The organism is Sphingobium sp. SJ10-10 (assembly GCF_036038995.2).
Lineage (GTDB): Bacteria > Pseudomonadota > Alphaproteobacteria > Sphingomonadales > Sphingomonadaceae > Sphingobium.
This window is the reverse complement of the sequence record NZ_CP158132.1, coordinates 2,892,598-2,915,503: the sequence shown is the minus strand read 5'-3', so window position 1 is coordinate 2,915,503 and position 22,906 is coordinate 2,892,598. Positions and strand designations below refer to the sequence as shown.

Annotated in this window: 22 protein-coding genes and 1 tRNA gene; 14 read left to right on the top strand and 9 right to left on the bottom strand. The window is 64.8% G+C overall.

What is annotated here, in order from left to right:
- The first annotated feature begins 204 nt into the window (after positions 1-204).
- Both VVT58_RS14170 and VVT58_RS14165 read left to right on the top strand, forming a co-directional pair.
- Positions 205-1,437 carry a YceI family protein gene (locus VVT58_RS14170; protein ID WP_327752474.1) on the top strand — a complete coding sequence of 411 codons (1,233 nt, stop codon included), beginning with the start codon at positions 205-207 and terminating at the stop codon, positions 1,435-1,437.
- Between the two features lie 43 nt (positions 1,438-1,480).
- Entirely contained in the window at positions 1,481-2,590 is a 1,110-nt protein-coding gene (locus VVT58_RS14165) for an AI-2E family transporter (RefSeq protein WP_327752475.1), read from the top strand.
- Between the two features lie 72 nt (positions 2,591-2,662).
- Here VVT58_RS14165 and VVT58_RS14160 read toward each other — a convergent pair whose 3' ends face one another.
- The 3 genes from VVT58_RS14160 to VVT58_RS14150 form a co-directional block, all read right to left on the bottom strand.
- Positions 2,663-4,543: an ABC-F family ATP-binding cassette domain-containing protein gene (locus VVT58_RS14160; protein ID WP_327752476.1), complete on the bottom strand. Its 1,881-nt coding sequence runs from the start codon at positions 4,541-4,543 to the stop codon at positions 2,663-2,665.
- A gap of 281 nt (positions 4,544-4,824) precedes the next feature.
- Positions 4,825-7,083, bottom strand: a complete 2,259-nt coding sequence (locus VVT58_RS14155; protein ID WP_327752477.1) for a glycoside hydrolase family 3 N-terminal domain-containing protein — start codon at positions 7,081-7,083, stop codon at positions 4,825-4,827.
- A gap of 122 nt (positions 7,084-7,205) precedes the next feature.
- A tRNA-Tyr gene (locus VVT58_RS14150) sits at positions 7,206-7,292 on the bottom strand.
- A gap of 101 nt (positions 7,293-7,393) precedes the next feature.
- On the opposite strand from VVT58_RS14150, the gene rlmB reads away from it, so the two are divergent.
- Positions 7,394-8,134 carry a 23S rRNA (guanosine(2251)-2'-O)-methyltransferase RlmB gene (gene rlmB / locus VVT58_RS14145; protein WP_327752478.1) on the top strand — a complete coding sequence of 247 codons (741 nt, stop codon included), beginning with the start codon at positions 7,394-7,396 and terminating at the stop codon, positions 8,132-8,134.
- Positions 8,135-8,167: 33 nt separating this feature from the next.
- A complete protein-coding gene (locus tag VVT58_RS14140) occupies positions 8,168-8,935 on the top strand; it encodes a hypothetical protein (RefSeq protein ID WP_327752479.1) in 768 nt (255 codons plus the stop codon).
- 19 nt (positions 8,936-8,954) lie between these two features.
- Here VVT58_RS14140 and VVT58_RS14135 read toward each other — a convergent pair whose 3' ends face one another.
- A complete protein-coding gene (locus VVT58_RS14135; protein WP_066560627.1) occupies positions 8,955-9,272 on the bottom strand; it encodes a 2Fe-2S iron-sulfur cluster-binding protein in 318 nt (105 codons plus the stop codon).
- 79 nt (positions 9,273-9,351) lie between these two features.
- Between VVT58_RS14135 and VVT58_RS14130 the strand changes: the two genes are divergently transcribed.
- From VVT58_RS14130 to VVT58_RS14120, 3 genes are all read left to right on the top strand, one after another.
- Positions 9,352-9,969 carry a DNA-3-methyladenine glycosylase gene (locus VVT58_RS14130; RefSeq protein WP_066560629.1) on the top strand — a complete coding sequence of 206 codons (618 nt, stop codon included), beginning with the start codon at positions 9,352-9,354 and terminating at the stop codon, positions 9,967-9,969.
- Positions 9,970-10,197 carry a DUF2188 domain-containing protein gene (locus VVT58_RS14125; protein WP_327752480.1) on the top strand — a complete coding sequence of 76 codons (228 nt, stop codon included), beginning with the start codon at positions 9,970-9,972 and terminating at the stop codon, positions 10,195-10,197.
- 71 nt (positions 10,198-10,268) lie between these two features.
- Positions 10,269-10,706, top strand: coding sequence for a response regulator (locus VVT58_RS14120; protein ID WP_066560639.1), 438 nt, complete (start codon positions 10,269-10,271; stop codon positions 10,704-10,706).
- On the opposite strand, the gene VVT58_RS14115 is transcribed toward VVT58_RS14120, so the two are convergent.
- The gene (locus VVT58_RS14115; RefSeq protein WP_066560641.1) at positions 10,651-12,174 is read right to left on the bottom strand and encodes a sensor histidine kinase; all 1,524 of its coding nucleotides are present in this window, start codon (positions 12,172-12,174) and stop codon (positions 10,651-10,653) included. The genes VVT58_RS14120 and VVT58_RS14115 overlap by 56 nt on opposite strands.
- Positions 12,167-13,450, bottom strand: a complete 1,284-nt coding sequence (gene murA / locus VVT58_RS14110; RefSeq protein ID WP_327752481.1) for a UDP-N-acetylglucosamine 1-carboxyvinyltransferase — start codon at positions 13,448-13,450, stop codon at positions 12,167-12,169. The genes VVT58_RS14115 and murA overlap by 8 nt, the downstream gene beginning before the upstream one ends.
- A gap of 207 nt (positions 13,451-13,657) precedes the next feature.
- Between murA and VVT58_RS14105 the strand changes: the two genes are divergently transcribed.
- Positions 13,658-14,395, top strand: coding sequence for a Crp/Fnr family transcriptional regulator (locus tag VVT58_RS14105; protein WP_066562060.1), 738 nt, complete (start codon positions 13,658-13,660; stop codon positions 14,393-14,395).
- 39 nt (positions 14,396-14,434) lie between these two features.
- On the opposite strand, the gene VVT58_RS14100 is transcribed toward VVT58_RS14105, so the two are convergent.
- Positions 14,435-15,001 carry an HNH endonuclease gene (locus VVT58_RS14100; RefSeq protein WP_087574987.1) on the bottom strand — a complete coding sequence of 189 codons (567 nt, stop codon included), beginning with the start codon at positions 14,999-15,001 and terminating at the stop codon, positions 14,435-14,437.
- 123 nt (positions 15,002-15,124) lie between these two features.
- Between VVT58_RS14100 and gluQRS the strand changes: the two genes are divergently transcribed.
- The 6 genes from gluQRS (at position 15,125) to egtD (ending at position 20,327) form a co-directional block, all read left to right on the top strand.
- Positions 15,125-16,003 (top strand): tRNA glutamyl-Q(34) synthetase GluQRS, encoded by an 879-nt coding sequence (gene gluQRS, locus VVT58_RS14095; RefSeq protein ID WP_327752482.1) that lies wholly within the window; start codon positions 15,125-15,127, stop codon positions 16,001-16,003.
- A gap of 9 nt (positions 16,004-16,012) precedes the next feature.
- Positions 16,013-16,246, top strand: a complete 234-nt coding sequence (locus VVT58_RS14090) for a twin transmembrane helix small protein (RefSeq protein WP_066560645.1) — start codon at positions 16,013-16,015, stop codon at positions 16,244-16,246.
- A 16-nt stretch (positions 16,247-16,262) separates the two neighbouring features.
- Positions 16,263-16,832 carry a cob(I)yrinic acid a,c-diamide adenosyltransferase gene (locus VVT58_RS14085; RefSeq protein ID WP_327752483.1) on the top strand — a complete coding sequence of 190 codons (570 nt, stop codon included), beginning with the start codon at positions 16,263-16,265 and terminating at the stop codon, positions 16,830-16,832.
- A gap of 118 nt (positions 16,833-16,950) precedes the next feature.
- Positions 16,951-17,817 (top strand): GGDEF domain-containing protein, encoded by an 867-nt coding sequence (locus tag VVT58_RS14080; RefSeq protein WP_327752484.1) that lies wholly within the window; start codon positions 16,951-16,953, stop codon positions 17,815-17,817.
- A gap of 280 nt (positions 17,818-18,097) precedes the next feature.
- On the top strand, positions 18,098-19,366 hold the full coding sequence (gene egtB, locus VVT58_RS14075; protein WP_327752485.1) for an ergothioneine biosynthesis protein EgtB: 1,269 nt from the start codon (positions 18,098-18,100) through the stop codon (positions 19,364-19,366).
- Between the two features lie 4 nt (positions 19,367-19,370).
- Positions 19,371-20,327 (top strand): L-histidine N(alpha)-methyltransferase, encoded by a 957-nt coding sequence (egtD, locus tag VVT58_RS14070; RefSeq protein WP_327752486.1) that lies wholly within the window; start codon positions 19,371-19,373, stop codon positions 20,325-20,327.
- 22 nt (positions 20,328-20,349) lie between these two features.
- Here egtD and VVT58_RS14065 read toward each other — a convergent pair whose 3' ends face one another.
- Positions 20,350-21,405, bottom strand: coding sequence for a DUF1176 domain-containing protein (locus tag VVT58_RS14065; protein ID WP_327752487.1), 1,056 nt, complete (start codon positions 21,403-21,405; stop codon positions 20,350-20,352).
- A gap of 61 nt (positions 21,406-21,466) precedes the next feature.
- A complete protein-coding gene (locus tag VVT58_RS14060; RefSeq protein ID WP_087574981.1) occupies positions 21,467-22,789 on the bottom strand; it encodes a NupC/NupG family nucleoside CNT transporter in 1,323 nt (440 codons plus the stop codon).
- Positions 22,790-22,906 lie beyond the last annotated feature (117 nt).

Below are 22,906 nucleotides of genomic sequence, written 5' to 3'. Positions count from 1 at the left end.
CCTATGTCCTGTTTATCCTTTGCTCTTAACCCCTGACGGCCGGGATGCAATCTTCGGGTCGAAATTGGTCGGACTGCGACCTTTATGACACAGGCGCGAAGGCCATCGTTCCGAGCCGGTAACGGATCGTTTCCAGGTGCAGCGATGGACTTCCGCGCAGGTGCAGCATAGCTTTCGCGCCGGATTTTCGCGCACGGGGTATTCATGCAACGCTATAGTCGGATTGCCATTTTCCTGCATTGGGCGATCGCTGCCCTGCTGGCCTTCCAGATCGCCGTGGGATGGGCGCTGGAAGATCTGGGCGCGCGCGGATTTGCGCTGTTCCAGCTCCACAAGTCGATCGGCATTTCGATCCTGCTGCTGACCTTGGCGCGGATCGCCGTACGTTATTGGAAGCCGCGTCCGGCGCCGGCCGAGCGCGGCTGGCAGGGCGCGCTGGCAAAGGCAGTGCATGCGGGCCTTTACCTGTTCATGCTGGGCGCGCCGCTGACCGGATGGGCGCTGGTGTCGACTGCCAAGGTGAAAGTGCCGACGCTGATCTTCGGGACCATCCCCCTGCCCCATCTGCCCCTGCCCATGGGGGCGCATGAACTGGCCGAGGGCGGACACAGCCTGATCGTCTGGATCGGCATCGCCTTGTTCGCGCTGCATGTGGCGGGTGCGCTGCGGCATCATTTCCTGATGGGCGACGGGCTGCTGTGGCGGATGATCCCGGCGCGCTCGCCGGTGTTGCTGGCGGCTTTGCCCGCACTGATCGCGGTGGGCTTCGTCCTGGGCCGCGTCGTGCTGCCGGAGCCTGCGCCGCAGGTGGCGGTCGCGCCCGTTACGCTGGCTGCGGTCGAGAAGGAGGCGCCTGCCAATGTCGCTGAGGCGATGGACAATGCGGCCAATGCGGCGGCTCCCGCCGAAGCGGACAATGCGATGGCGGCGGAAGAGCCGGTAGGGCCGCCGCCTTCCTGGGCGGTGCAGCCGGGCGGCACGATCGGCTTTTCCGTCGGGAACAGCGGCGAGACGATCAGCGGCGGCTTTTCCAAATGGACGGCGAAGATCGCGATGGATCCGGACCATCCCGATAGCGCCGACATTCGCGTCGAGATCGATCTGGCGAGCGCCAGCGTGGGCGACAGCTATAAGGACGGAATGCTGGCCGGGGACGAATTTTTCGGCGTGGCGGCCCATCCCAAGGCCGTCTTCACCGCCAAGGGCGCGGAAAAGACGGGGGCGAACAGCTACCGCGCCGCGGGCACGCTGACGCTGAAGGGGGTGAGCAAGCCGCAGAGCATCCGCTTCACCCTGTCGGGCACGGGCAAGGCGCGGAAGGTTTCGGGATCGGCCATCATCGCCCGCGCACCCTTTGGCGTGGGCAATGGCGAGAGCAGTACGGGACTTGATCCCAAGGTGGCGGTCAGCTTCGGTTTCAGTGCGCAAGCGGAATGACCGGCGGATAGATTTACATCCCGACTTCTGCCAAAGCGGCGTGATGGACAGCAAACAGTCGCCAGCCGCGCATATAGAGGACGGGGTTTTCCTGGGCTTCGTCCTCATCGTCTCGATCGCCTTCGCTCTGGTGATCGAGCCGTTTTTCGCCGCGATCCTGTGGGGCGTGATCGCCGCCATCCTGTTCGCGCCGGTCAACCAGGCATTGATCGGCATGATACCCCGGCGGCGGAACAGTTCGGCGGCCTTGACGCTGTTGCTGATCATCGCTGTGGTGATCGTGCCAGCCATCATCCTGGCCATGGCGCTGGTGCAGGAAGCAACGATCTTCACCGCCAAGGTGCAGTCGGGGGAGATCAATTTCGCCCGCATGTTCGCGCAGTTCCAGGCGAGCCTGCCCGGTTGGGCGGCGGCCTTTCTGGAACGGCTGGGCATCACCAATTTCGCCGCCGTGCGCGAGATGCTGAGCGAAGGCATCACCTCCAGCTTCCGCACGGTTGCGACGCAGGCGCTGCAGATCGGGCAGAGCGCGTTCAGCTTCCTGATGGCGCTGGGCGTGATGCTGTACCTCACTTTCTTCCTGTTGCGCGACGGGCCGAAGCTGGCCGCGATGGTGGACCGGGCTGCGCCGATGCGGACCGCCTATCGCCGGGCCTTGATGGAGCAGTTCGTCATCGTCACCCGCGCGACGATCAAGGGCAGCATCGTCGTCGCCATCGTGCAGGGGGTGATCGGCGGGGTGGTGTTCTGGGCGCTGGGGTTGCCGGGCGCGCTGTTGTGGGGCGTGCTGATGGGGGCATTCTCGCTGATCCCGGCGGTTGGGACGGGGCTGATCTGGGTGCCGGTCGCGATCTATCTGTTTGTCACCGGGGCGGTGGTGAAGGGATTGATCCTCGCCTTTTGCGGGATGTTCGTGATCGGGATGGTCGACAATATCCTGCGCCCGGTGCTGGTCGGGCGGGATACGCGGATTCCGGATTATGTGGTGCTGATCACGACCTTGGGCGGGATCGATCTCTTCGGGTTCAACGGCATCGTGATCGGGCCGGTCATCGCGGCGCTGTTCATCGCCACCTGGAATATCGTGACACGAATGCGCAGTGGGGTCGACGGGCTGGAAGGGCCGCTGACGGAGGAGCCTTCTGGGGGGTGAACCGCCGTGTTCCTGCACAGGCAGGAACCCTGTGCAGACGTTGCCTTATCCATTGAGGGCAGAACTGGGCTCCTATAGCTCTTCCAGCGCCGCGCTGGCTTCCATCCAGACTTCTTCCACCAATTCCAGCTTCTTCTCGACATCCGCGCGCTTTACCATGAGCTGCGTCATGGTCATCTTCGCCTCCGCGCCGCTGGCGGATTTGGGATCGAACAGCGCCTGATCGATCCGGCTGCGCTCGGCGTTGAGCGTCGCCATTTCCTTTTCGGCCTTGCTGAGGGCGTTCTTCGCCGCCTTCTGCTTCTCGCGCCATTCGGCGGCGTTGCGCTTTTCCGCCTTGCGGTCAGCCTTGGGCGCGTCGCCGCCCCCACCCCCATTGCTGCCGTTCCCGTCGGCCTTGCGCAGGATGATGTCGGTATAATCCTCCAGACTGCCGTCGAAGGGCTGGGCCGTGCCGCCGTCGACCAGCACCAGCCGGTCGGCCACCAGCTCGATCATGTGGCGGTCGTGCGAGACGATCACCACCGCGCCGCTATAGTCGTTGAGCGCCTGCACCAGCGCCTCGCGACTGTCGACATCCAGGTGGTTGGTCGGCTCGTCGAGGATCAGCAGGTGCGGCGCGTCGCGGGTGATGAGCGCCAGCGCCAGCCGCGCCCTCTCCCCGCCCGACATGGAGCCGACCTTCTGCGTGGCGCGCTCGCCGGTGAAGCCGAAGCGGCCGAGCTGGGCGCGGACGGCGGCGGGAGTCGCGCCCTTCATCACCCGGCTCATATGTTCGAGCGGCGTGTCGGTGATATCGAGTTCTTCCACCTGATATTGGGTGAAATAGCCGACGTTCATCTTGGCCGAGGCGTTCATCGCGCCTTCCATCGGCTTTAGCTGCGCGGCGATCAGGCGAGCGAGCGTGGTCTTGCCATTGCCGTTGCGGCCGAGCAGCGCCAGCCGATCGTCGGGATCGATGCGCAGGTTCACCCGGCGCAGGACCGGCGTGTCGTTATAGCCGACCGCCGCCATGTCCATGGTGATCAGCGGCGGGCGCAGTTCGGGCGGGCTGGGGAAACCGAAATGCAGCGTCGGGTCTTCGATGGCGGCGGCGATGGGCTGCATCCTCGCCAGCGCCTTGGCGCGCGATTGCGCCTGTTTCGCGGTCGAGGCGCGGGCCGAGTTGCGGGCGACATAGTCCTGCAACTTCTCCCGTTCCGCCTGCTGCTTGGCGCGGGCGGCTTCCTGCTGGGCGAGCCGTTCGGCGCGCTGACGCTCGAAAGCGTCGTAGCCGCCGGGGTAGAGCATGATCTTTCCGCCCTCCAGATGGAGGATATAGTCGACCACATTATTGAGCAGATCGCGCTCATGGCTGATGACGACCACGGTGCCGCGATAGGCCTTCAGGAAATTTTCCAGCCAGAGCGTCGCTTCAAGGTCGAGATGGTTCGACGGTTCGTCGAGCAGCAGCAGTTCGGGGTTGGAAAAAAGCAGCGAGGCCAGCGCCACGCGCATCTTCCAGCCGCCCGAATAGCTGTCGAGCGGACGGCCCTGCATTTCCTCGTCAAAGCCGAGGCCGACGAGGATGCGCGCTGCGCGGGCGGGCGCGGTATAGGCGTCGATGGCGTTCAGGCGTTCGTAGATATGGCCGAGGCGGTCGGGGTCTTCGGTATGCTCCGCCTCCGCCATCAGGGCTGCGCGTTCCTTGTCGGCGGCCAACACAGTGTCGAAAGGCGTGGCGGTGCCGGAGGGCGCCTCCTGCGCGATATAGCCGAGGCGCGTGTCGCGGGGCATGTCGCAACTGCCCTCGTCGGGGTCGAGCTGGCCGATCATCACCTTCATCAGCGTCGATTTGCCCGCGCCGTTGCGGCCGATCAGGCCCACGCGGCTGCGCGGCGGCAGCGAGGCGCTGGCGCGGTCGAGGATGGTGCGGCCGCCAAGGCGCACGGTGATGCCGTTCAGGGTAAGCATGGCCGCGCCCTCTAGCAGAGCCGCGCCGCGTGGTGAAGGCGCTGGGATGGAGTTTTACAGTCAGCCATGCGCTTGCGAAGTACACAGCGTTGTGGGCGACGCATTTGCGTGGATGCGGACCGGTGGCGTTGATTTCGCAACAGGAGAATTTTTGCGAAATGGTGTACGGACGGTGCCCGGCCGGCGCGGAGCGCAAAGGGTTGACGGTGGGAAAGAGCCATCGGGGTTATGGCATGGGTTTGGCGGTGTAGGACAGGATTTTGAGCGCCCTCCGATTATCCCTACCCCTCCGCATAGAGGGTGAACGTCCCCCTCAATCCCCCGGCGCTCGACTGGCCGACCCACAGGTCGAACGCGCCCGGCTCCGCGATGATCCTGTTCCCCGCGCCCACAAATTGGAGGTCTGTGCGGGAGAGGGAGAAGCGGACCGTCCTGCTTTCTCCTGCCCCCAGAGTGACGCGCTCGATGCGCTTCAACTCGCGGATCGGGCGGGTGCGGCTGGCCACCCGGTCGCGGATATACAGCTGCACGACCTCGCTGCCCTTGCGGGTGCCTTTGTTGGTGAGGCGCGCCGTCACTTCGATGGCACGGTCCCAGCGCAGCGCGCTGTCGGAGAGCTTCAGATCCTCCAGCACGAAATCGCTGTAACTGAGGCCATGGCCGAAGGGATAGCGCGCGCTGTTGTCGGTGGTGGCGTAGCGCGAGCGATATTCGGTGCGGTTGTCGATCACCGGGCGGCCAGTCGATTTGCGATCGTAGAAGAAAGGCTCCTGCCCCGATTCCCACGGGAAGCTGACCGGCAGCTTGGCCGACGGATTTTCCTTGCCGAAGAGGATGTCGGCAATGGCGTGGCCGGATTCGGAGCCGAGAAACCATGTGGCCAGGATCGCCTGCGCATTGGCGACGCCATCATGCAGCGCCAGCGCGCGGCCATGGCGCAGGAGGACGACCACGGGCTTGCCGGTGGCGGCGACGGCATTGGCCAGCGCCTGTTGCACGACGGGGATTTCGATGGCGGTGCGCGATTGCGCTTCGCCCGACATGTCCTGCGATTCCCCCAAGGCGAGAATGACGATGTCGGCCGCCCTGGCGGTTTCCACCGCCGTGGCCACGCCGCCGTCGATCGGGGTCAGGATACCGCTGCCCTGGGCGATCAGCAATTTTGCCGGGTCCGGCATGGCGGCGCGCAGGCCGGTGGCGATGTCGACGCCCTTGCCCTTGTCGCCGTAAAAGGCCCAGGGGCCGTAGATGTTCGCCTTGTCCTCGCCAAAGGGGCCGATCAGGGCGATGCTCTGCCCTTTGGCCGGATCAAGGGGGAGGACGCCGTTGTTCTGAAGCAGCACGATCGAACGGGTGGCGGCTTCGCGGGCCAGTGCGCGATGGGCCGGGGTGAAGATGCGGGTCTTTTCCACCTCCTCGTTCAGCGAGCGGTACGGATTTTCGAACAGGCCGATGGCGGTCTTCACATAGAGGATGCGGCGCACGGCGACGTCGACCGTCTCCATCGGCACCGCGCCGCTTTTCACCAGATCGGGAATGTGGCGGATATAAAGGCCGCTCTGCATCGACATGTCGACGCCCGCGAGAATGGCAAGGCGGGTGGCGTCGCGCTCATCCTCCGCATAGCCGTGGGCGATGAGTTCCTCGTCAGCCGTATAGTCGGAAAAGACGAAGCCCCGGAACTTCATCTCGCCCCGCAGCGTGTCGGTCAGGAGATCGCGGTCGGCGGTGGCGGGCACGCCGTTGATTTCGCTAAAGGCCGCCATGGTGGTGAGCGCCCCCGCCGCGAAGGCCGCGCCGAAGGGCGGAAGATGGGTTTCGCGCAAGGTCTCGTCGCTGATGTCGACGCTGCCATATTCCAGGCCGCCTGAAACAGCGCCATAGGCGGCGAAATGCTTGGGGCAGGCAAGCAGACTGTCGTCGCGGCGCAGATCGCGCCCCTGAAAACCGCGCACCCGCGCGGCGGCGAACAGGCCGCCAAGATAGACATCCTCCCCCGCCCCCTCGACCACCCGGCCCCAGCGTTGATCGCGGGCGACATCGACCATCGGCGCGAAGGTCAGGTGCAGCCCCGCTGCGGTGGCCTCGACCGCCATGGCGCGGGCGGTGCGTTCGGCCAGCGAAGGATCGAAACTGGCCGATTCGCCCAAAGTCACCGGGAAGATCGTCTTGATGCCATGGATCACATCGCCCGCGAACAGCAGCGGAATCCGCAAGCGGCTTTGCTTGAGCGCGATGTCCTGGGCGCGGCGGGCGCCGGCTACGCCGATGCCATTGAACAGGCAGCCGACACGGCCCTTGCGGATTTCGTCGGCCAGATCCTTTTCATTCTGGATGCCGACCTGCGGATTGGGCGGGTTATAGGGGCGGAAACTGTCGGCCAGGCAGGTCATCTGGCCCGCCTTTTCCTCTATCGTCATGCGCGCGATCAGCTCGTCCACACGCTCTACCTCGCTCGCGGCGAAAGCGCGGCGGGGAAGCGGAAGAGTGAGAAAGCCGGCAAGGGCGGCGGTCAGGACGGCGCGGCGATCGATAGTCATCGAGGGGAGTGTAGCAGATGTCGGATAAACCGCACTTGTCCCGTCAACGCATGCAGGAAAGCAACTGGCGGAGCGGTGGGATGAGCCGTAAGGCCGATCAATATCAGCCTGAAACCTGGCGATGGTGGACAGGGCTGGATTCGAACCAGCGTACGGGAAACCCGGGCAGATTTACAGTCTGCTGCCTTTAACCACTCGGCCACCTGTCCAGTCGCCTAACCGTGTCGAAGAATGCCCCGATCGGCTGGAGGGCGCTCCAATGGCGAATGGAGACTTGCCTGTCAATGGTGCAATGTGAAAAGAGCGCGTCATGAAAAGAGGAAATCGCACCGGAAAGTCCAAAGGGACCTTTCCCCGCTTTTATGGACGGCATGCCGTCATCGCCGCGCTCGCCAATCCGGACCGGATCGTGCGCAAGATCTGGGGGACGCGGGAGGCGCTGAATGCGCTCGACCTGCCGCCGGTCTTGCCCATCGTCTATGCCGATGTGGCGGACCTTGGCCGCATGGTGCCGTCGGACGCGCCGCATCAGGGCATCGTGGCCGAAGTCGAGCCGCTGGACGATGTCTGGCTGGGCGACGCGCTGGAGGCGGGACGGGACGACAACCGGCCTGTGCTGGTGCTGGATCAGGTGACGGACCCGCATAATGTCGGCGCGATCCTGCGGTCGGCGGCGGCGTTCGATGCGCTGTGCATCGTGACGCAGGACCGGCACGCGCCGCCCGAATCAGGGGTGCTGGCGCGGTCCGCTTCGGGCGCGCTGGAGATCGTGCCCTGGGTGCGGGTGGTGAACCTGGCCCGCGCGCTCGATGAGATTGCGGAAGCCGGTTACTGGCGCATCGGGCTGGATGGCGAGGCGGATCAGACGCTGGGCGAGGCCATCGGCACGTCGCGGGTCGCGCTGGTGCTGGGGGCCGAGGGCGAAGGGTTGCGCCACAACAGCATGGCGCATTGCGACATTTTGGCTAAACTGCCGATCAGCCCGCGCATGGAAAGCCTCAATGTTTCCAATGCCGCGGCAATCGCCCTTTATGCGGCTGCCAGCCGGTAAACGCATAATGGCTGAACGACAGGGGGGTTCGACATGGCCGCTTTTCTGCGCGCTGCCACAGCTTTGGCGGCCTGTCTGCTGCTCTCTGCCTGCCTGGTGACGCCTGGCAAGTTCGAATCGACGCTCGACATCCGCGCCGACCGGAGCTTCAGCTTCACCTATAAGGGCGAGATATTGGCGACCGATATGAGCAAGGGTCTCGGTTCGATGCCCTCAGGCGACGATCCGGTCGACGACGCTGCGCCCAAGGAGCAGCAGAGCACGCTGCGCACTGCCCTCCAGCCCAAGGAACAGGGCAACACAGAGGAGCGGTTCGACGGCCCCGACAGCAAAAGCGGGAACGACAAGAGCGACGAGCAGCAGATGCAGGCGATCGCGGCGGCGCTTTCGAAGGAAAAGGGCTTTCGGTCAGCCCGCTACATGGGCAATCACAAGTTCGAGATCGACTATGCGATCAGCGGCAAGCTGACCCACGCCTTCCTCTTCCCCTTCAACAGCGACGCGCAGATCGTGCTGCCTTTCGTCGCGGTGGAACTGCGCGGAGAGGATCGGGCGCGGATGAAGGCGCCCGGCTATTCCAACGGCTATGACAAGAGCCAGAACCCGATGGGCGGCAGCAGCTCGGGCGAGGACGCGGCCAAGGCGCTGGACGGCACCTTCACCCTCACCACCAATGCCGAGATCGTCAGCCAGAATCAGGAAGACGGCGCTCAGAATGTGCCGCAGGGCAAGCGGATCGTCTGGAAAGTAACGCCGCTGACCAGCGAGGCGCCCGCCGCCACGCTAAGGTTCAAGCCTTAGCGCGGCGGGCGGCGCTCAATCAATCTTCCGGCGCGATGGTGATGCGCAGGCCGTCCAGCGAATCGCTGAAGGTGAGCTGGCAGGACAGGCGGCTCGTCCCGTTGCGATGGTCGGAGCTGTCGAGCAGGTCGTTCTCATCTTCGCTGACCGCCGGCAGGCTGTCGGCAAAGGCCGGGTCGACATAGACGTGGCAGGTCGCGCAGGAGCAGCAGCCGCCGCACAGAGCCAGCAGTTCGTCAAAGCCGTTGTCGCGGATGATTTCCATCACGGAAAGGCCGCTCTGTGCCTCCACCGCTTGCTCTTCGCCCGAACGGTTGACCACAATCAGTTTCGCCATGTACCCAGGTCCCTCAAAATTTTTTCCCGCCGCTCATGTCGGACGGGCAGCGGGAAATCAAGGGCCGGACTGCAATTCTATGGTGAGCACAGCAGAACAATTGCGGATCGGCCTGGATAATATCGCCGCGATGGAGCCCGGTTTCGCCGCCGCGATCGGCCGGGTCGGCTATCCCCTGCCCCGTGTCCGCGAGCCGGGCTATGAAACATTGCTGCGCACCATCGTCGGCCAGCAGGTGAGCGTCGCGGCGGCGGCGGCGGTCTGGCGCAAGCTGGAGGCGGAACTGGGCGAAGGCTGCGCGCCGGACGCGCTGCTCGCCCGCGACTTCGATGCCTTGCGCGCCTGCGGCCTGTCGCGGCAGAAGCAAGGCTATGCCCGCAGCCTGGCCGAATTGGTGATGGACGGCGGCATCGACCTGCACAAGCTGCCCGCCGACGATGAAGAAGCCATCGCCCAATTGGTGCGGATCAAGGGGATCGGACGCTGGTCGGCGGAAATCTACCTGTTGTTCGCGGAAGGGCGCCCGGACATCTGGCCCGCGGGCGACCTGGCCGTGCAGATCGAGATCGGGCGGATATTGGGCTTGCCGGAGCGGCCCAGCGAGAAGCTGACGCGCGACCTGGCCGAGCGCTGGCGCCCGCATCGCGGCGCAGCGGCGATCATGGCCTGGCATCATTATAATATGGAGGTTTTGTAGGTGTCTCTGCCCCATGCCCGCTACATCGTCCTGGAACATGAGGGCGTGTGGAAGATCAATCTCGACAACCGCTATTATGGTCCGTTCGCGACATGCGAAGCCGCTGTTGAAAACGCCACGGCGACAGCGCGCAAGGCTGGCGAGGCGGGTTATCCGGCCTCTGTCCTGCTGATGCGGGGGACCGATTTCGAGACGCTCTGGAGCAGCGTGCCGGAAAATAGGGGGTAAAAGTTTTTCGCACCTGCGGGAACCGGCTCGCCCTTTGCGCATTTATTGCCTCCAGTTGCGTGGGCTTTGGGATGAGCAAAAAGGTTCTGATCGTAGAAGACGAGATTTTCGTCGCGCTGGAAATCGAACATATCGTCGAGGATGCGGGCTTCACGGTCGGCGCGATCGCGGCTGACCGTCAGGCTGCGCTCGACGCCGCCGATGATTGCGACATCGCGCTGGTCGACCTCAATCTGCGCGATGGGCCGACGGGACCGGGCATCGGCGTCGAACTGGCCAGCCAATATGGCATCCGCGTCATCTATGTGACGGCCAATCCCGCGCAGATCGGCGCGGCGTCCGCCGCCGCGCTGGGCGTCATCACCAAGCCGTTCCGGGCGCACAGCATCGCTGAGACGCTGCACCTGGCCGCGACCGACCAGCCAAAGCTGGAAGCCGCTGAAATTGTGGGCTTTACGCCTTTCCTGCCGTCGTCCGGCTCATGGACCGCACTGGAATCCAGAGGCTGAGGCGCAGGCCTTCGGGCCGCCAGTCGCGCATCATGCGTCCCCCCAATTGCCGTTCGATGCTAAGTTGCATCAGCCGGCTGCCAAAACCTTCGCTGGTCGCGGGGACGGCAGGTGGACCGCCCTCCTCCCGCCAGTCGATGCGGATATCCCGGTCCTCGCCCTTCACCTCTATCGTGACCCGGCCCTCAGGCACCGACAGCGCGCCATATTTGGCGGCGTTGGTCGCCAGTTCATGGAACAGCAGTGCCAGCGGCGTGGCGGAACGGTCGTCGACCGGCGGATTGTCGCCCGAAAACCGGATGCGCGGGCCCATCGCATCGCGATAGGGCGCGAAAATCTGCTCCAATATGCCCCAGAGCAGACCCTCGCCATGATCCGGCTGGGAATGGGGGCCATGGGGCCGCACGAAATCATGGGCGCGGCCCAGCGCCATGATGCGGTCGCGCAGATCGTCGGCGGCGGCACGGATTTCGGGATGCTCGCGCGCCGACAGGCCGATCAGACCGGAAATCACCGAAAAGATGTTCTTGATGCGGTGGGACAGCTCATGGGCGATGACCTCCCGCTCCTCCACCATCGCGATCTGGTCGTTGATGTCGGTGCAGGTGCCGATCCAGCGGATGATCGTCCCTTCCGCATCCCGGATCGGCAGCGCGCGGCCCAGCGTCCAGCGATAGTCGCCGCCGTGGTGCCGCATGCGATATTCGATCTCATAGGGGTCGCCGGTTGCAAGGCTGTGGCGCCAACGTTCCCAGGCCCGCGGCTGATCCTCCGGATGGAAGATGGCGCTCCATCCCTCGCCATCGGTGGCGCCCTGCGCGACGCCGGTAAATTCGTACCAGCGGGCGTTGAAATAATCATTATAGCCATCGGGCAGAGCCGACCAGACCATTTGCGGCATGGTGTCGGCCAGGGTGCGGAACATGCGGTCGCTTTCGGCCACCGCCTGCGCATCCCTTTCCTGCTGGGCAATGACGTCGCGGTCGCGGCGGCGCCCCTCCAGTTCCACCATCACCTGCCGGGCGAGCAGGGTCAGACCCTGCCGCTGGAGATCGGTAAGGTCCGCGCGCGGCTGATCATCGATGACGCAGAGCGCGCCGAGAGACGCGCCTTCGCTGTCGATCAGCGGCGCTCCGGCATAGAAACGGATGAAGGGCGCGTCCGTAACCAGGGGGTTATCGGCAAAATGCGGGTCCAGCGTGGCGTCGGGCACCACGAAGATCGCCTCCCCCAACATGGCGTGGGCGCAAAAGGAAATGTCGCGCGGCGTTTCCTCCGCATCGAGGCCGGAGCGGGCGAGGAAGCGCTGACGGTCTTCCTCGACGATGCTGACGAGCGCGATCGGCGTTTCGCAGAGCGCGGCGGCGAAGGCGGTAATCTGATCGAGCGTGGCAAAGCCACCGGTATCGAGATCGTAGCGCGCCAGCAGCGCCGCGCGATCCGTCTCGAGCCCGCGCCCTTCAGCCATCGCTGACGCGCTCTATGTCGGCGCCGACGGCGGAGAGCTTCTCCTCCAGCCGTTCATAGCCCCGATCGAGATGATAGACGCGGTTAACCTGGGTCTCTCCCTCCGCGGCCAATCCCGCCAGGATGAGGCTCATCGAGGCGCGCAGGTCGGTCGCCATGACAGGCGCGCCGACCAGCCGGTCTACGCCGCGCACCACCGCCGTGCGGCCATTGACGCCTATGTCCGCGCCCATGCGCGCCAGTTCGGGCACGTGCATGTAGCGGTTCTCAAAGATCGTCTCGGTCAGCACCGACGCGCCGTCCGCCAGCGTCAGCATCGCCATGAACTGCGCCTGCATGTCGGTCGGGAAGGCCGGGAAAGGCGCGGTCGAGATGGTGAGCGGGCGCAGCCTGCCGTCCGCCGACACCTTGATGCCGTCCTTCAATTCCTCGACATGGACACCCGCGTCGCGCAGCGCGGCGAGGATGGCGTGCATGTCGTCGGCGCAGGCGCCCGCCAGTTCCAGCGAACCGCCGGTGATCGCGGCGGCGCAGGCATAGCTGCCCGCCTCGATCCGGTCGGGCATGACGCTGTAGGTTGCGCCATGCAGCCGGTCGCGGCCGTGGATGATCAGCTTGTCGGAACCGACGCCCTCTATATCGGCGCCCATGGCGATCAGCAGCTTGCAGAGATCGACGATCTCCGGCTCCCGCGCCGCATTTTCCAGGATGCAGGTGCCCTTGGCCAGCACCGCCGCCATCACCGCATTTTCGGTCGCGCCGACCGACACCACCGGGAAGGTGTAGATGCCGCCGGGCAGGCCGCCATCGGGCGCGCTGGCGCGGACATAGCCGGCATTGATCTCGATGATCGCGCCAAAGGCTTCCAACGCCTTCAGGTGCAGATCGATCGGGCGGTTGCCGATGGCGCAGCCGCCCGGCAGCGACACCCGCGCCTCGCCCGCGCGGGCGAGCAGGGGGCCAAGCACCAGGATCGACGCGCGCATCTTGCGCACGATGTCATAGGGCGCTTCGGTCGAGGTGACGCGGCCTGCGCGCAGCGTCATGACGCGGCCGAAATCCTCCGGCCGGGCGCCTTCGATCATGGTCGACACGCCAAGCTGGTTGAGCAGATGGCCGAAGCTGTCGACGTCGGCCAGGCGCGGCAGATTGCGCAGCGTCACCGGCTCGTCGGTCAGCAAGGCGCAAGGAAGCAGCGTCAGAGCGGCGTTTTTCGCGCCGGAAATGGGAAGGCGGCCATTGAGCGCTTTGCCGCCGCGAATGTGAATGCGGTCCATCGCTGGGTTCTTACCGTTAATTGCGTTTTTCGCAAGGCGGGTCGGCTCGACATTGCGCGCGCCGCGCCTCTTTGTGACGCCGCCATGAAACATTTGTGCGTTCGCCCGCGCATTATTGATCGAGTTTAGTGCAACTTGCGGAAATGCAGCCAAAAGACGCGTGGGGCGTTTTGCCATCGTAACGACAATGTAAGCAAGAAGGTGTTTTTGGTGGCAACAAGTTGTTTCGCGGACAGATTGGCGAAGCATGTGCCTCTGTCCGATGCAGAAAAGAAAGCGCTTGCCCGGCTTGAGGAAAACCCCCGCAAGGTAAAGCGCGGCGCGATGATCCAGCGGGTCAATGATACGGTCACGGAACTGTTCGTCCTGCGCGAAGGACGGGTGATGAGCTTCGTCATCCTGCCCGACGGCAGCCGGCAGATATTGCGCGTCTATTTTCCGGGCGATTTCATCGGGTCGGCCAGCACCATCTACAGCAAGGCGCCGGAATCCCTGGTGGCCCTGTCCGACGCGATCATCTGTCCGTTCGACAAACATGCCTTGCGGCGTCTGCTGGAGGAATATCCGCGGGTCGCGGCGCTGCTGTTCCTGCTGTCCAATGCGGAGCGCGTCGCGCTGACGGACCGGCTCGCCTCATTGGGGCGGACCTCGGCCAAGGCGCGGGTCGCATCCTTCCTGCTCGATATCTTCGATCGGCTGCGCGTGACGGACGATGGAATCGTCGACAGCTTCGACCTCAAACTGACGCAGGAGGAGATTGGCGACGCGATCGGCCTTACCTCCGTCCATGTGAACCGGATGATCCGGCAGATGGAGCAAGAAGGGCTGATCGGGCGGGCCAATGGTCGGATAACCCTGCTCGACATGGCGCGGCTGGAGGAGATCGGCCACTATACCAACCGGCACAAGGATATGGATCTGGACTGGATTCCGGCAATGTCGTGAAAACGGCCATCTCCCTTCCCTTTCAAGGAAGGGGGATTGTCACGCCAGCAGTTCCACATCCCAATAAAGCCAGTCGTGCCAGCTTTCGTGCAGATAATTGGGCGGGAAGGCGCGGCCATGCTCCTGCAATTGCCAGCTTGTCGGGCGGATCGGCGTCACGTGCAATTGCATATGCGCCTCCTTGGGCGTGCGGCCGCCTTTCTTGAGGTTGCAGGGCGAACAGGCGGTCGCGACATTTTCCCAGGTCGTGCGCCCGCCGGCGCGGCGCGGTATGACATGGTCGAAGGTCAGGTCATGGGGCGAACCGCAATATTGGCAGGCGAACTTGTCGCGCAGGAACAGGTTGAACCGGGTGAAGGCGGGATGTTCCGACGGCTTAACATATTGCTTCAGCGCGATCACCGAGGGAATCTGCATCTGGATGCTGGGGCTGTGCACCTGCCGCTCATAGCTGGCGACGATGTCCACCCGATCCAAAAAAACCGCCTTGATAGCGGTTTGCCAAGGCCAGAGGCTCAACGGATAATAGCTTAACGGCGTGTAGTCCGCATTCAAGACCAGGGCCGGACAGTTTTCCGGATGTCGTATCAGGTCGGGATGGTACATATATTACCCTTCAACCCCCTTTGTCTCCGCTCTGATTGACCAGAAACGTGACGGGAGCATGACAGCATTAACGACCCCATCCCGTCAAGGGCCAGTATGATTCAATCCCCCAGACCACAGCATATGGTGACTCGCTTCGCACCGAGCCCAACCGGTAGGTTGCATGTCGGACACGCCTGGTCGGCATTGCTGGCCATGGACATGGCCCGCGCGCAAGGCGGATCATTCCGCCTCCGGATCGAGGATATCGACGGCACACGCAGCCGGCCGGAACATGTCGCCGGGATCGTCGAGGATCTGCACTGGCTGGGCGTCGCATGGGACGGCGACATCGTCTTTCAGTCGGCGCGACTGGACCATTATGAAGCGGCGTTGCGGCGGCTGGAGGCGATGGGATTGCTCTATCCCTGCTACTGCACCCGCGCCGATATCGCGGCAAGCGCCATGGCGCCGCACGGACCGGAAGGACCGATCTATCCGGGGACGTGCAAAGGGTTGGCCGAGGAGGAACGGGCGCGGCGGATCGCTGTGGGCCAGCCCCATGCGTGGCGGATCGACATGGCGCAGGCGGTGGAACGAGTGGGGTCTGTTAGCTGGAACGCGCTGCCCTTTCCGCTGGAAGATGGGTTACAGGCGCAGGTGATCAAGGCCAGACCGATTGCGGCAGGCGACGTCGTGCTGGCGCGCAAGGATGCCCCCGCCAGCTACCACCTGTCCTGCACTCTGGACGATGCGGCGATGGGCGTGACCCATGTGCTGCGCGGCGACGATCTGCGGGACGCAACGGATATTCACCGGCTGATCCAGGCGCTGCTCGACCTGCCCTCACCCGCCTATATCCACCATCCCTTACTATTGGGGCAGGACGGCAGGCGGTTGGCCAAGCGCGACGGGTCGATCGCGCTGGCCGATCTGCGGGCGCAGGGCGCCGATCCGCAGCGTCTGGCCGACGACCTCCGCCACATGCGCTTTCCGATTGGCATTTCTCTGGCGACAGCCTAGATTCATGACATGAACACCCTTCTCGTCATCGCCCTAATCCTGGCCATGGGCGCCACCCTGTTCGCGCTGATCCGGGGGATCGTCGCCTTTCTGCAGGCAAGCAAGGAACAGTTGAACTCGCCCGAGGGCGGGCCAAGCCAATCCAGCCTCAAGCAGAACAGGATGATGATGAACCGCATCCTGTTCCAGGCGGTGGCCGTGATCATCGTCGCCATCCTGCTGCTGATGAAGGGCAACGGTTGACGGGGGTTGGCCGGTCATGGTGAAGCTCAACAAGATATACACCCGCACCGGCGATGCGGGCACCACCGGCCTTGTCGACGGATCGCGCCTGCCCAAACATGCTCCGCGCATGCAGGCGGTGGGCGACGTCGATGAAGCGAACAGCGCCATCGGCCTTGCCATCGTCGCGATCGGCGCCGCGCCGGAAGCGGGTTGGCTGACCACCATCCAGAACGATCTGTTCGATCTGGGCGCCGACCTTGCCACACCCATTCCCGAAGGGGAGGATGAGCCCTGGGCGCTGCGCATCGTCGCGTCCCAGGTCGAGCGGCTGGAAGGGCAGATCGATGCAATGAACGCCGAACTGGCGCCACTGGACAGCTTCATCCTGCCGGGCGGATCGGCAGCCGCCGCAGCGGTGCACCTCGCCCGCGCCGTCACCCGACGCGCGGAACGGAGCGCGACCGCCGCAGCGGCGGAGGTGGCGCTCAATCCCCAGGCGCTGGCCTATCTCAACCGGCTTTCCGACCTGCTGTTCGTGCTGGCACGGCGCCTCAACGGCAATGGCGCGGGCGACGTCAAATGGGTGCCGGGCGCATCCCGCTGACCATTCGACTCTTGAAGGGCACGATTCGTCCATGGAACAGGCATTAACCCTGTTCCTTCATTCCCCCTTTACACGCCGCACCAATTTTGGGCCTCGATTTCAACGACAGGGTCCAGGGATGCAGTTCTACCTCGCAACTTCCTTCCTCTTTCCCCGCGCCCTGCGGTTCCGGCTCTTCGCGCTCTGCTTCGCCACCACGCACCTGCCACTGCTGGCCTATATCGGCTGGGGCGCGGCAACGGGGCGGTTCGCATGGGCGGAGTTCATCATCCTGATGCTCGCCACCTTGGCGGCCGCCGCAGGAGCATTGCTGGGCATCGGCGCCTTGCTGGACCCGATCCATGAGCGGGAAGGGATGGTGGAAGAGCCCGAAGGGAGACGAAGCGCGCTGGCCCTGCCTGAAATCAGCGACATCATCTCCAGACTCTTTTCCGGAATGCGCCGGGCGGCCGTAATGACGCAGGAACAGGTCGACGAACTGAACATCGCCGCGCATGAGGACGCGCTGACCGGCATCGCCAACCAGCGCGGCTTCCTGGCGCAGCTCGACGCGCTGCCGCTCGCCAGGCGCAGGGGGTGTATTGCGATCATCGACATCGACCATTTCGAGCAGGTCAACGGCCAACTGGGCCATGATGCCGGGGACCGCCTGTTGGCCGACTTCGCCACGCGCCTGTCGTCGCAGACCCGCCGCATCGACATCGTCGCCCGCTGGGGCGGCCAGGAATTCGCCATCTTCTATCAGGACGCGATCGAGGATGAGGCGAGTTGGTCGCTGGCCCGCATCGCGGAACGGATGCGGCAGGAGCCGGTCGGCGCGGTAAACGGCCAGCCGATCACCTTTTCTGCCGGGCTTTGCGCCTGGCGCGGCGGCCCGGTGACGGCGGCGATCGACCAGGCAGACGAAGCGCTCCACCGCGCCAAGCGATCCGGGCGCGATCAGATCCGGCGGGCCGAAAAGCCCTCTGCTTCCGTTTATAGTTAGGGGAGAGGTGGGCCGGATTGGGTGGAAGGCGGACGGTCTGCTTAGCGCTTTTTCTTGAAGTGCATCGTGCTCCTGCAAAGGCAGGAGCCCAGTTCCTACGGTGCGATGATCCACAAGCGGCGGAACTGGGTTCCTGCCTTCGCAGGAACACGGATGCGCTCAATGGCTTGCATTGGCCAATCCTAGCCCCACCTAATATCCCAGTCTTCCGGTCGGAACCTAACCGCCCCTTCATGCGATTGTCCCGCGAGAGCGGCGCAACCGTATCGGAGGGGCATGCATGGCCAGAAGCCGGACAGCACCGAGCCAGATCGACCTTATCACCCGCTATCGCGAGGTCAGGGCGCTAAGCGAAGCGCTGGCCGCGCCGCTGTCCGACGCCGATGCGACCGTCCAGTCCATGCCCGACGCATCGCCCGCCAAATGGCATCTGGCGCATGTAAGCTGGTTCTTCGAAAGCTTCGTCCTGCGCGATCATATGGCGGGCTACAAGCCCTTCGACCCGCATTACGCCTATCTGTTCAACAGCTATTATGAGGCGGAGGGGCCGCGCCATGCCCGGCCGATGCGGGGCATGCTGACCCGGCCGACACTCAAGGAAATCCGCGCCTATCGCGCTCATGTCGACAAGGCGCTGATCACCGCCCTGCCGATGCTGATGCCCGATGCGCAGGCGCTGGTGCTGCTGGGCCTCCACCATGAGCAGCAGCATCAGGAACTGCTGCTGACCGACATGCAGCATCTGCTGTCGCTCAATCCGCTGGAACCCGCATTGTTCGCCGCGCCCAATGCGCTGCCTGCGCCGGTTCCCGGCCCGCTGCACTGGATAGAGGGGCGGCAGGGGCTGGTCGAGATCGGTGACGACGGCAAGAGCGATTTCGCCTTCGATTGCGAAACGCCCCGTCACAAGGCGGTGCTCCACCCGCACGCCCTGGCGCACCGGCTTATCACCAACGGTGAATGGATCAACTTCATCGAGGATGGAGCCTATGACGATCCCTCCCACTGGCTGTCGGATGGCTGGGCCTGGGTCCGGGCCGAGGGGATAGACGCGCCGCTTTACTGGCGGCGCGGCGATCAGGGCTGGACGCGCTTCGGGCTGGATGGCCGCAAGCCGGTCAATCCCGCCGCGCCCGTCAGCCATATCAGCCTGTATGAGGCGGACGCCTATGCGAACTGGGCCGGTGCGCGATTGCCGACCGAGGCGGAATGGGAAAGCGCCGCGCTGAACGTCGCGCCGACCAGCGGCAACCAGTTGGATGGCCCCGCCTGCCCCCGCCCCCGCGCGCCGGAGGGCGGATCGGCGCTGACCCAAATGTACGGCGATGTCTGGGAATGGACCGGCAGCGCCTTTCGCCCGCATCCCGGCTTTCGGGCGGCGGAAGGCGCCGTGGGCGAATATAATGGCAAGTTCATGTCGGGCCAGTTCGTGCTGAAGGGCGGCAGTTGCGCCACCCCACGCGGCCATATGCGGGCGAGTTACCGCAATTTCTTCTACCCCCATCAACGCTGGCAGTTCACCGGGCTGCGGCTGGCAAAGGATTTGTGAGGCGATGCTGCTGACTAAGGACGCTACGCTGCCGCTGCGCGCGCCCGATCCGGCTTTTCGGAGGGACATTATCGAGGGGCTGTCGCGCCACCCCAAGGCGACGCCGCCCATCTGGTTCTACGACCGGCGCGGGTCGGAACTGTTCGAGGCGATCACCGACCTGCCCGAATATTATCCGACGCGCACCGAAACCGCGCTGCTGGAACGGCATGGCCCGGATTTCGCCCAAGCCATCGGCACCGGCCGGGCAGTGGTGGAATTCGGCGCGGGCAGTTCGCGCAAGACCCCGCATCTGCTGCGCGCCGTCGACCCCGCCGCCTATGTGCCGATCGACATCAGCGGCGATTTTCTTCGCGCCGCGAGCGCCGAACTGGCATCGGCCTTTCCCGGTCTGCCCGTGCTGCCGGTGGTGGGCGATTTCAACGGCGAACTGGCCTTGCCCGCCGCGATCGATGGCTTGCCGCGCCTCGGCTTTTTCCCGGGATCGACCATCGGCAATATGGAACCCGATGCGGCGGTCGACCTGCTTCGGGCGATGTGGCGGCTGCTGGGCGAGGAGGCGATGCTGCTGATCGGCATGGACCGGATCAAGGACCGCGACCGGCTGATCTCCGCCTATGATGATGCGGCCGGGGTGACGGCGGCGTTCAACCTCAACCTGATCGCCCGCATCAACCGCGAGTTGGAGGGCGACCTGCCGCTGGACGGCTTCGTTCACCGGGCCATCTGGAACGATGACAAGGCGCGGATCGAAATGCATCTGGAGGCGGTGCGGCCCTTGCACTTCCACGTCGCGGGACAATGTTTTCGCATGGCGGCGGACGAGACGATCCATACCGAAAGCAGCCATAAATATGGCGCACGCGACGAAAGGCTGCTGCTGCGCGCAGGCGGATGGGAGCCGGTGCGCGAATGGAGCGATGCGGACGGGCTGTTTTCGCTGATCCTCGCCCAGACATGAGAAAGGATCACAGCTCGCGGTCCTATTCGGTGACCTTCGCGGACCAGGTGGTGATCCAGTGCCAGGCGCCACGGCATTCTCCCATGGCGCTGGCCTCGACCAAACGGAAACGCGTTCCGTCCCACACATAGGATTCGCTGCCGCCGCAATCGCCCAAGCCCCGGCCCTTGGCATAGCTTTGCAGGGTAGAAGTCTCCGGCGCCCAGCTTGCATTGACCAGCATCGGATGGCTGGCATCCTCGCTCCAGCCCGGCTGATAATCGAAGCTGGCGAAGCGGAAGATCCGGCGCCCCGCTATGCCGGTGGCGATCACCGGGACGGACGTGAAATTATAGGCTCCAGCGCCGCAGGGCACCAATACCAGCGTCTCCGTCTTCGAGAGGCGATACAGATCGGGGGGAGAGGATGCGTCCTTCATCTCATCGGCGCAGCCGGTGAATGTGCCAAGCGAGGTCAGTTCCTCGCGCCAGAGCGCAGGCGGTTCCGCACCGCCGGGCACGGTGGCGCGCCGGATCGACGGGATGGCAGGCGCGGGGCGCACGGCGCTGCGGGCGAGCGGGCCGGTCACGACCAGAGCCGCCACCGTTCCTGCCCGACCCTGTTTCGCATCCATATAGCGCAGCGCGGCGGCTGACCCGGCCAGCGACGGCCGATCGATCCGCTTGGCGCCGGAGCGGATTTCCATGCCCCCACCCTTCGCCATGGCGATGGCCAGCGCGGACGCCTGCGGCCCCTGCACGCTGGCTTCGCCATCCACGCTCGCCGCGCTGGCGATCTTGCGGCCATCGATCAGAAAGTCCAGCGTCTCGCGCCCCTTGGCGTCGCGGCTGACCCAGATTTCGGAATCGGCGGCTGCGCCGGCATCCCGGCTGATGCCCAGCATGACCGGCGTATCGGGCCAATCGCCGCCCTCGGGCAACAGCGACACGGCCTCGCACCGGTTGCGATTGTCGCAGCCGATGGTCCAGTCCTTATAGCTTTCCAACGTGCCGGGCTTTGGCGCCTGCGCGATGGCCGGTGCCATTCCCATGACCGCCGACAGCATGACTGCCAGCCCGAATATGCGTTTCGCCCCCATGGGTTAACCATAACCGATTCTACCGGCAACGGGTAGAACTTTCGTTATAGACTCGGAACGATCAGCGCAGGCTGAGCATCAGGCCCGCCAGCGCCGCGCTCATGAGATTGGCGAGGCTGCCCGCCACCAGCGCCTTCAACCCCAGCCGCGCGATCACTGGCCGTTGGTTGGGCGCGAGATTGCCGGTGACGGCCATCTGGATCGCGATCGAGCTGAAATTGGCGAAGCCGCAAAGCGCGAAGGTGACGATGGCGATGGTCGCGGGCGACAGCGCGCCCTGCACCTGGCCCAGATTGATATAGGCGACGAACTCGTTCAGCACGACCTTGGTACCGAACAGGCCGCCCGCGATCTGTGCTTCGTTCCAGGGGATGTTGAGCAGATACATGACCGGCGAAAACACATAGCCGAGCAGTTGCTGGAAGCTGAGGTTCGAATAGCCGAACCAGCCGCCGATCCCGCCCAATATGCCGTTGGCCAGCGCCACCAGCGCCACGAAGGCCAGTACCATGGCACCGACCGCGACGGCCAGCTTCACGCCGGTCTGCGCGCCCTGCGCCGCCGCCATGATCAGATTGGCGGGCTTTTCCTCGTCATGGGTCGCGGGCGGCATCGGCTCGCCGGGCGTCGCTTCGGGCAGCAGCGCGGCGGGACCGGCGCCGCTGATACGGGTTTCGGGCAGGGCGATGTCGGGATGGTCGCCCAAGGGCAGTTCGGGTTCGCGCTCCGGCTCGTCGGGCATCATGATCTTCGCCATCAGAAGACCGCCGGGCGCGGACATGAAGCTCGCGGCAAGCAGATAGTCGATCTTGATCCCCATGGAGGCATAGGCCGCCAGGATGGTGCCCGCCACGCCCGCCATGCCGCTGGTCATGACGGCGAAGAGCTGCGGCGGGGTGAGGCCCGCCAGATACGGGCGGATGACGAGCGGGCTCTCGCTCTGGCCGACGAAGATATTGGCGGCGGCGCACAGGCTTTCGACCTTGGACACGCCCGTCACCTTCTCGATCGCGCCGCCGACCCAGCGGACGATCTGCTGCATGATGCCCAGATAATAGAGGATCGACACCAGGCTGGCGAAGAAGATGATCACCGGCAGCGCGGCGATGGCGAAGCTGGCCCCGCCGATTTCCGGCCTGGCGAGCGGGCCGAAGATGAAGTCTGTCCCCGCCTGCGCATAGCCAAGCAGGTTCGACACGCCATGCGACATGCCCGCGATCACCGCACGTCCGGCAGGCACATAGAGCACCAGCAGAGCGATGCCTGCCTGCAACAGGAATGCCGCGCCCACGACCCGCGGCCGGACGGCGCGGCGGTCGGAGGACAAGGCGAAGGCAATGGCAAGGATCAGCGCGATGCCGGCTAGGCCAATGAGAAGATGCATGAAAAGCTTTCGCGGGAAGAGCAGACGGCGCGACCATAAAGAGGGCGCAGCGGGGAGGCCAGCAGCTTTACGAGGGTGCAAATAGGTTTGCGGGAAGATGTTGGGGTGCAGCCTGCT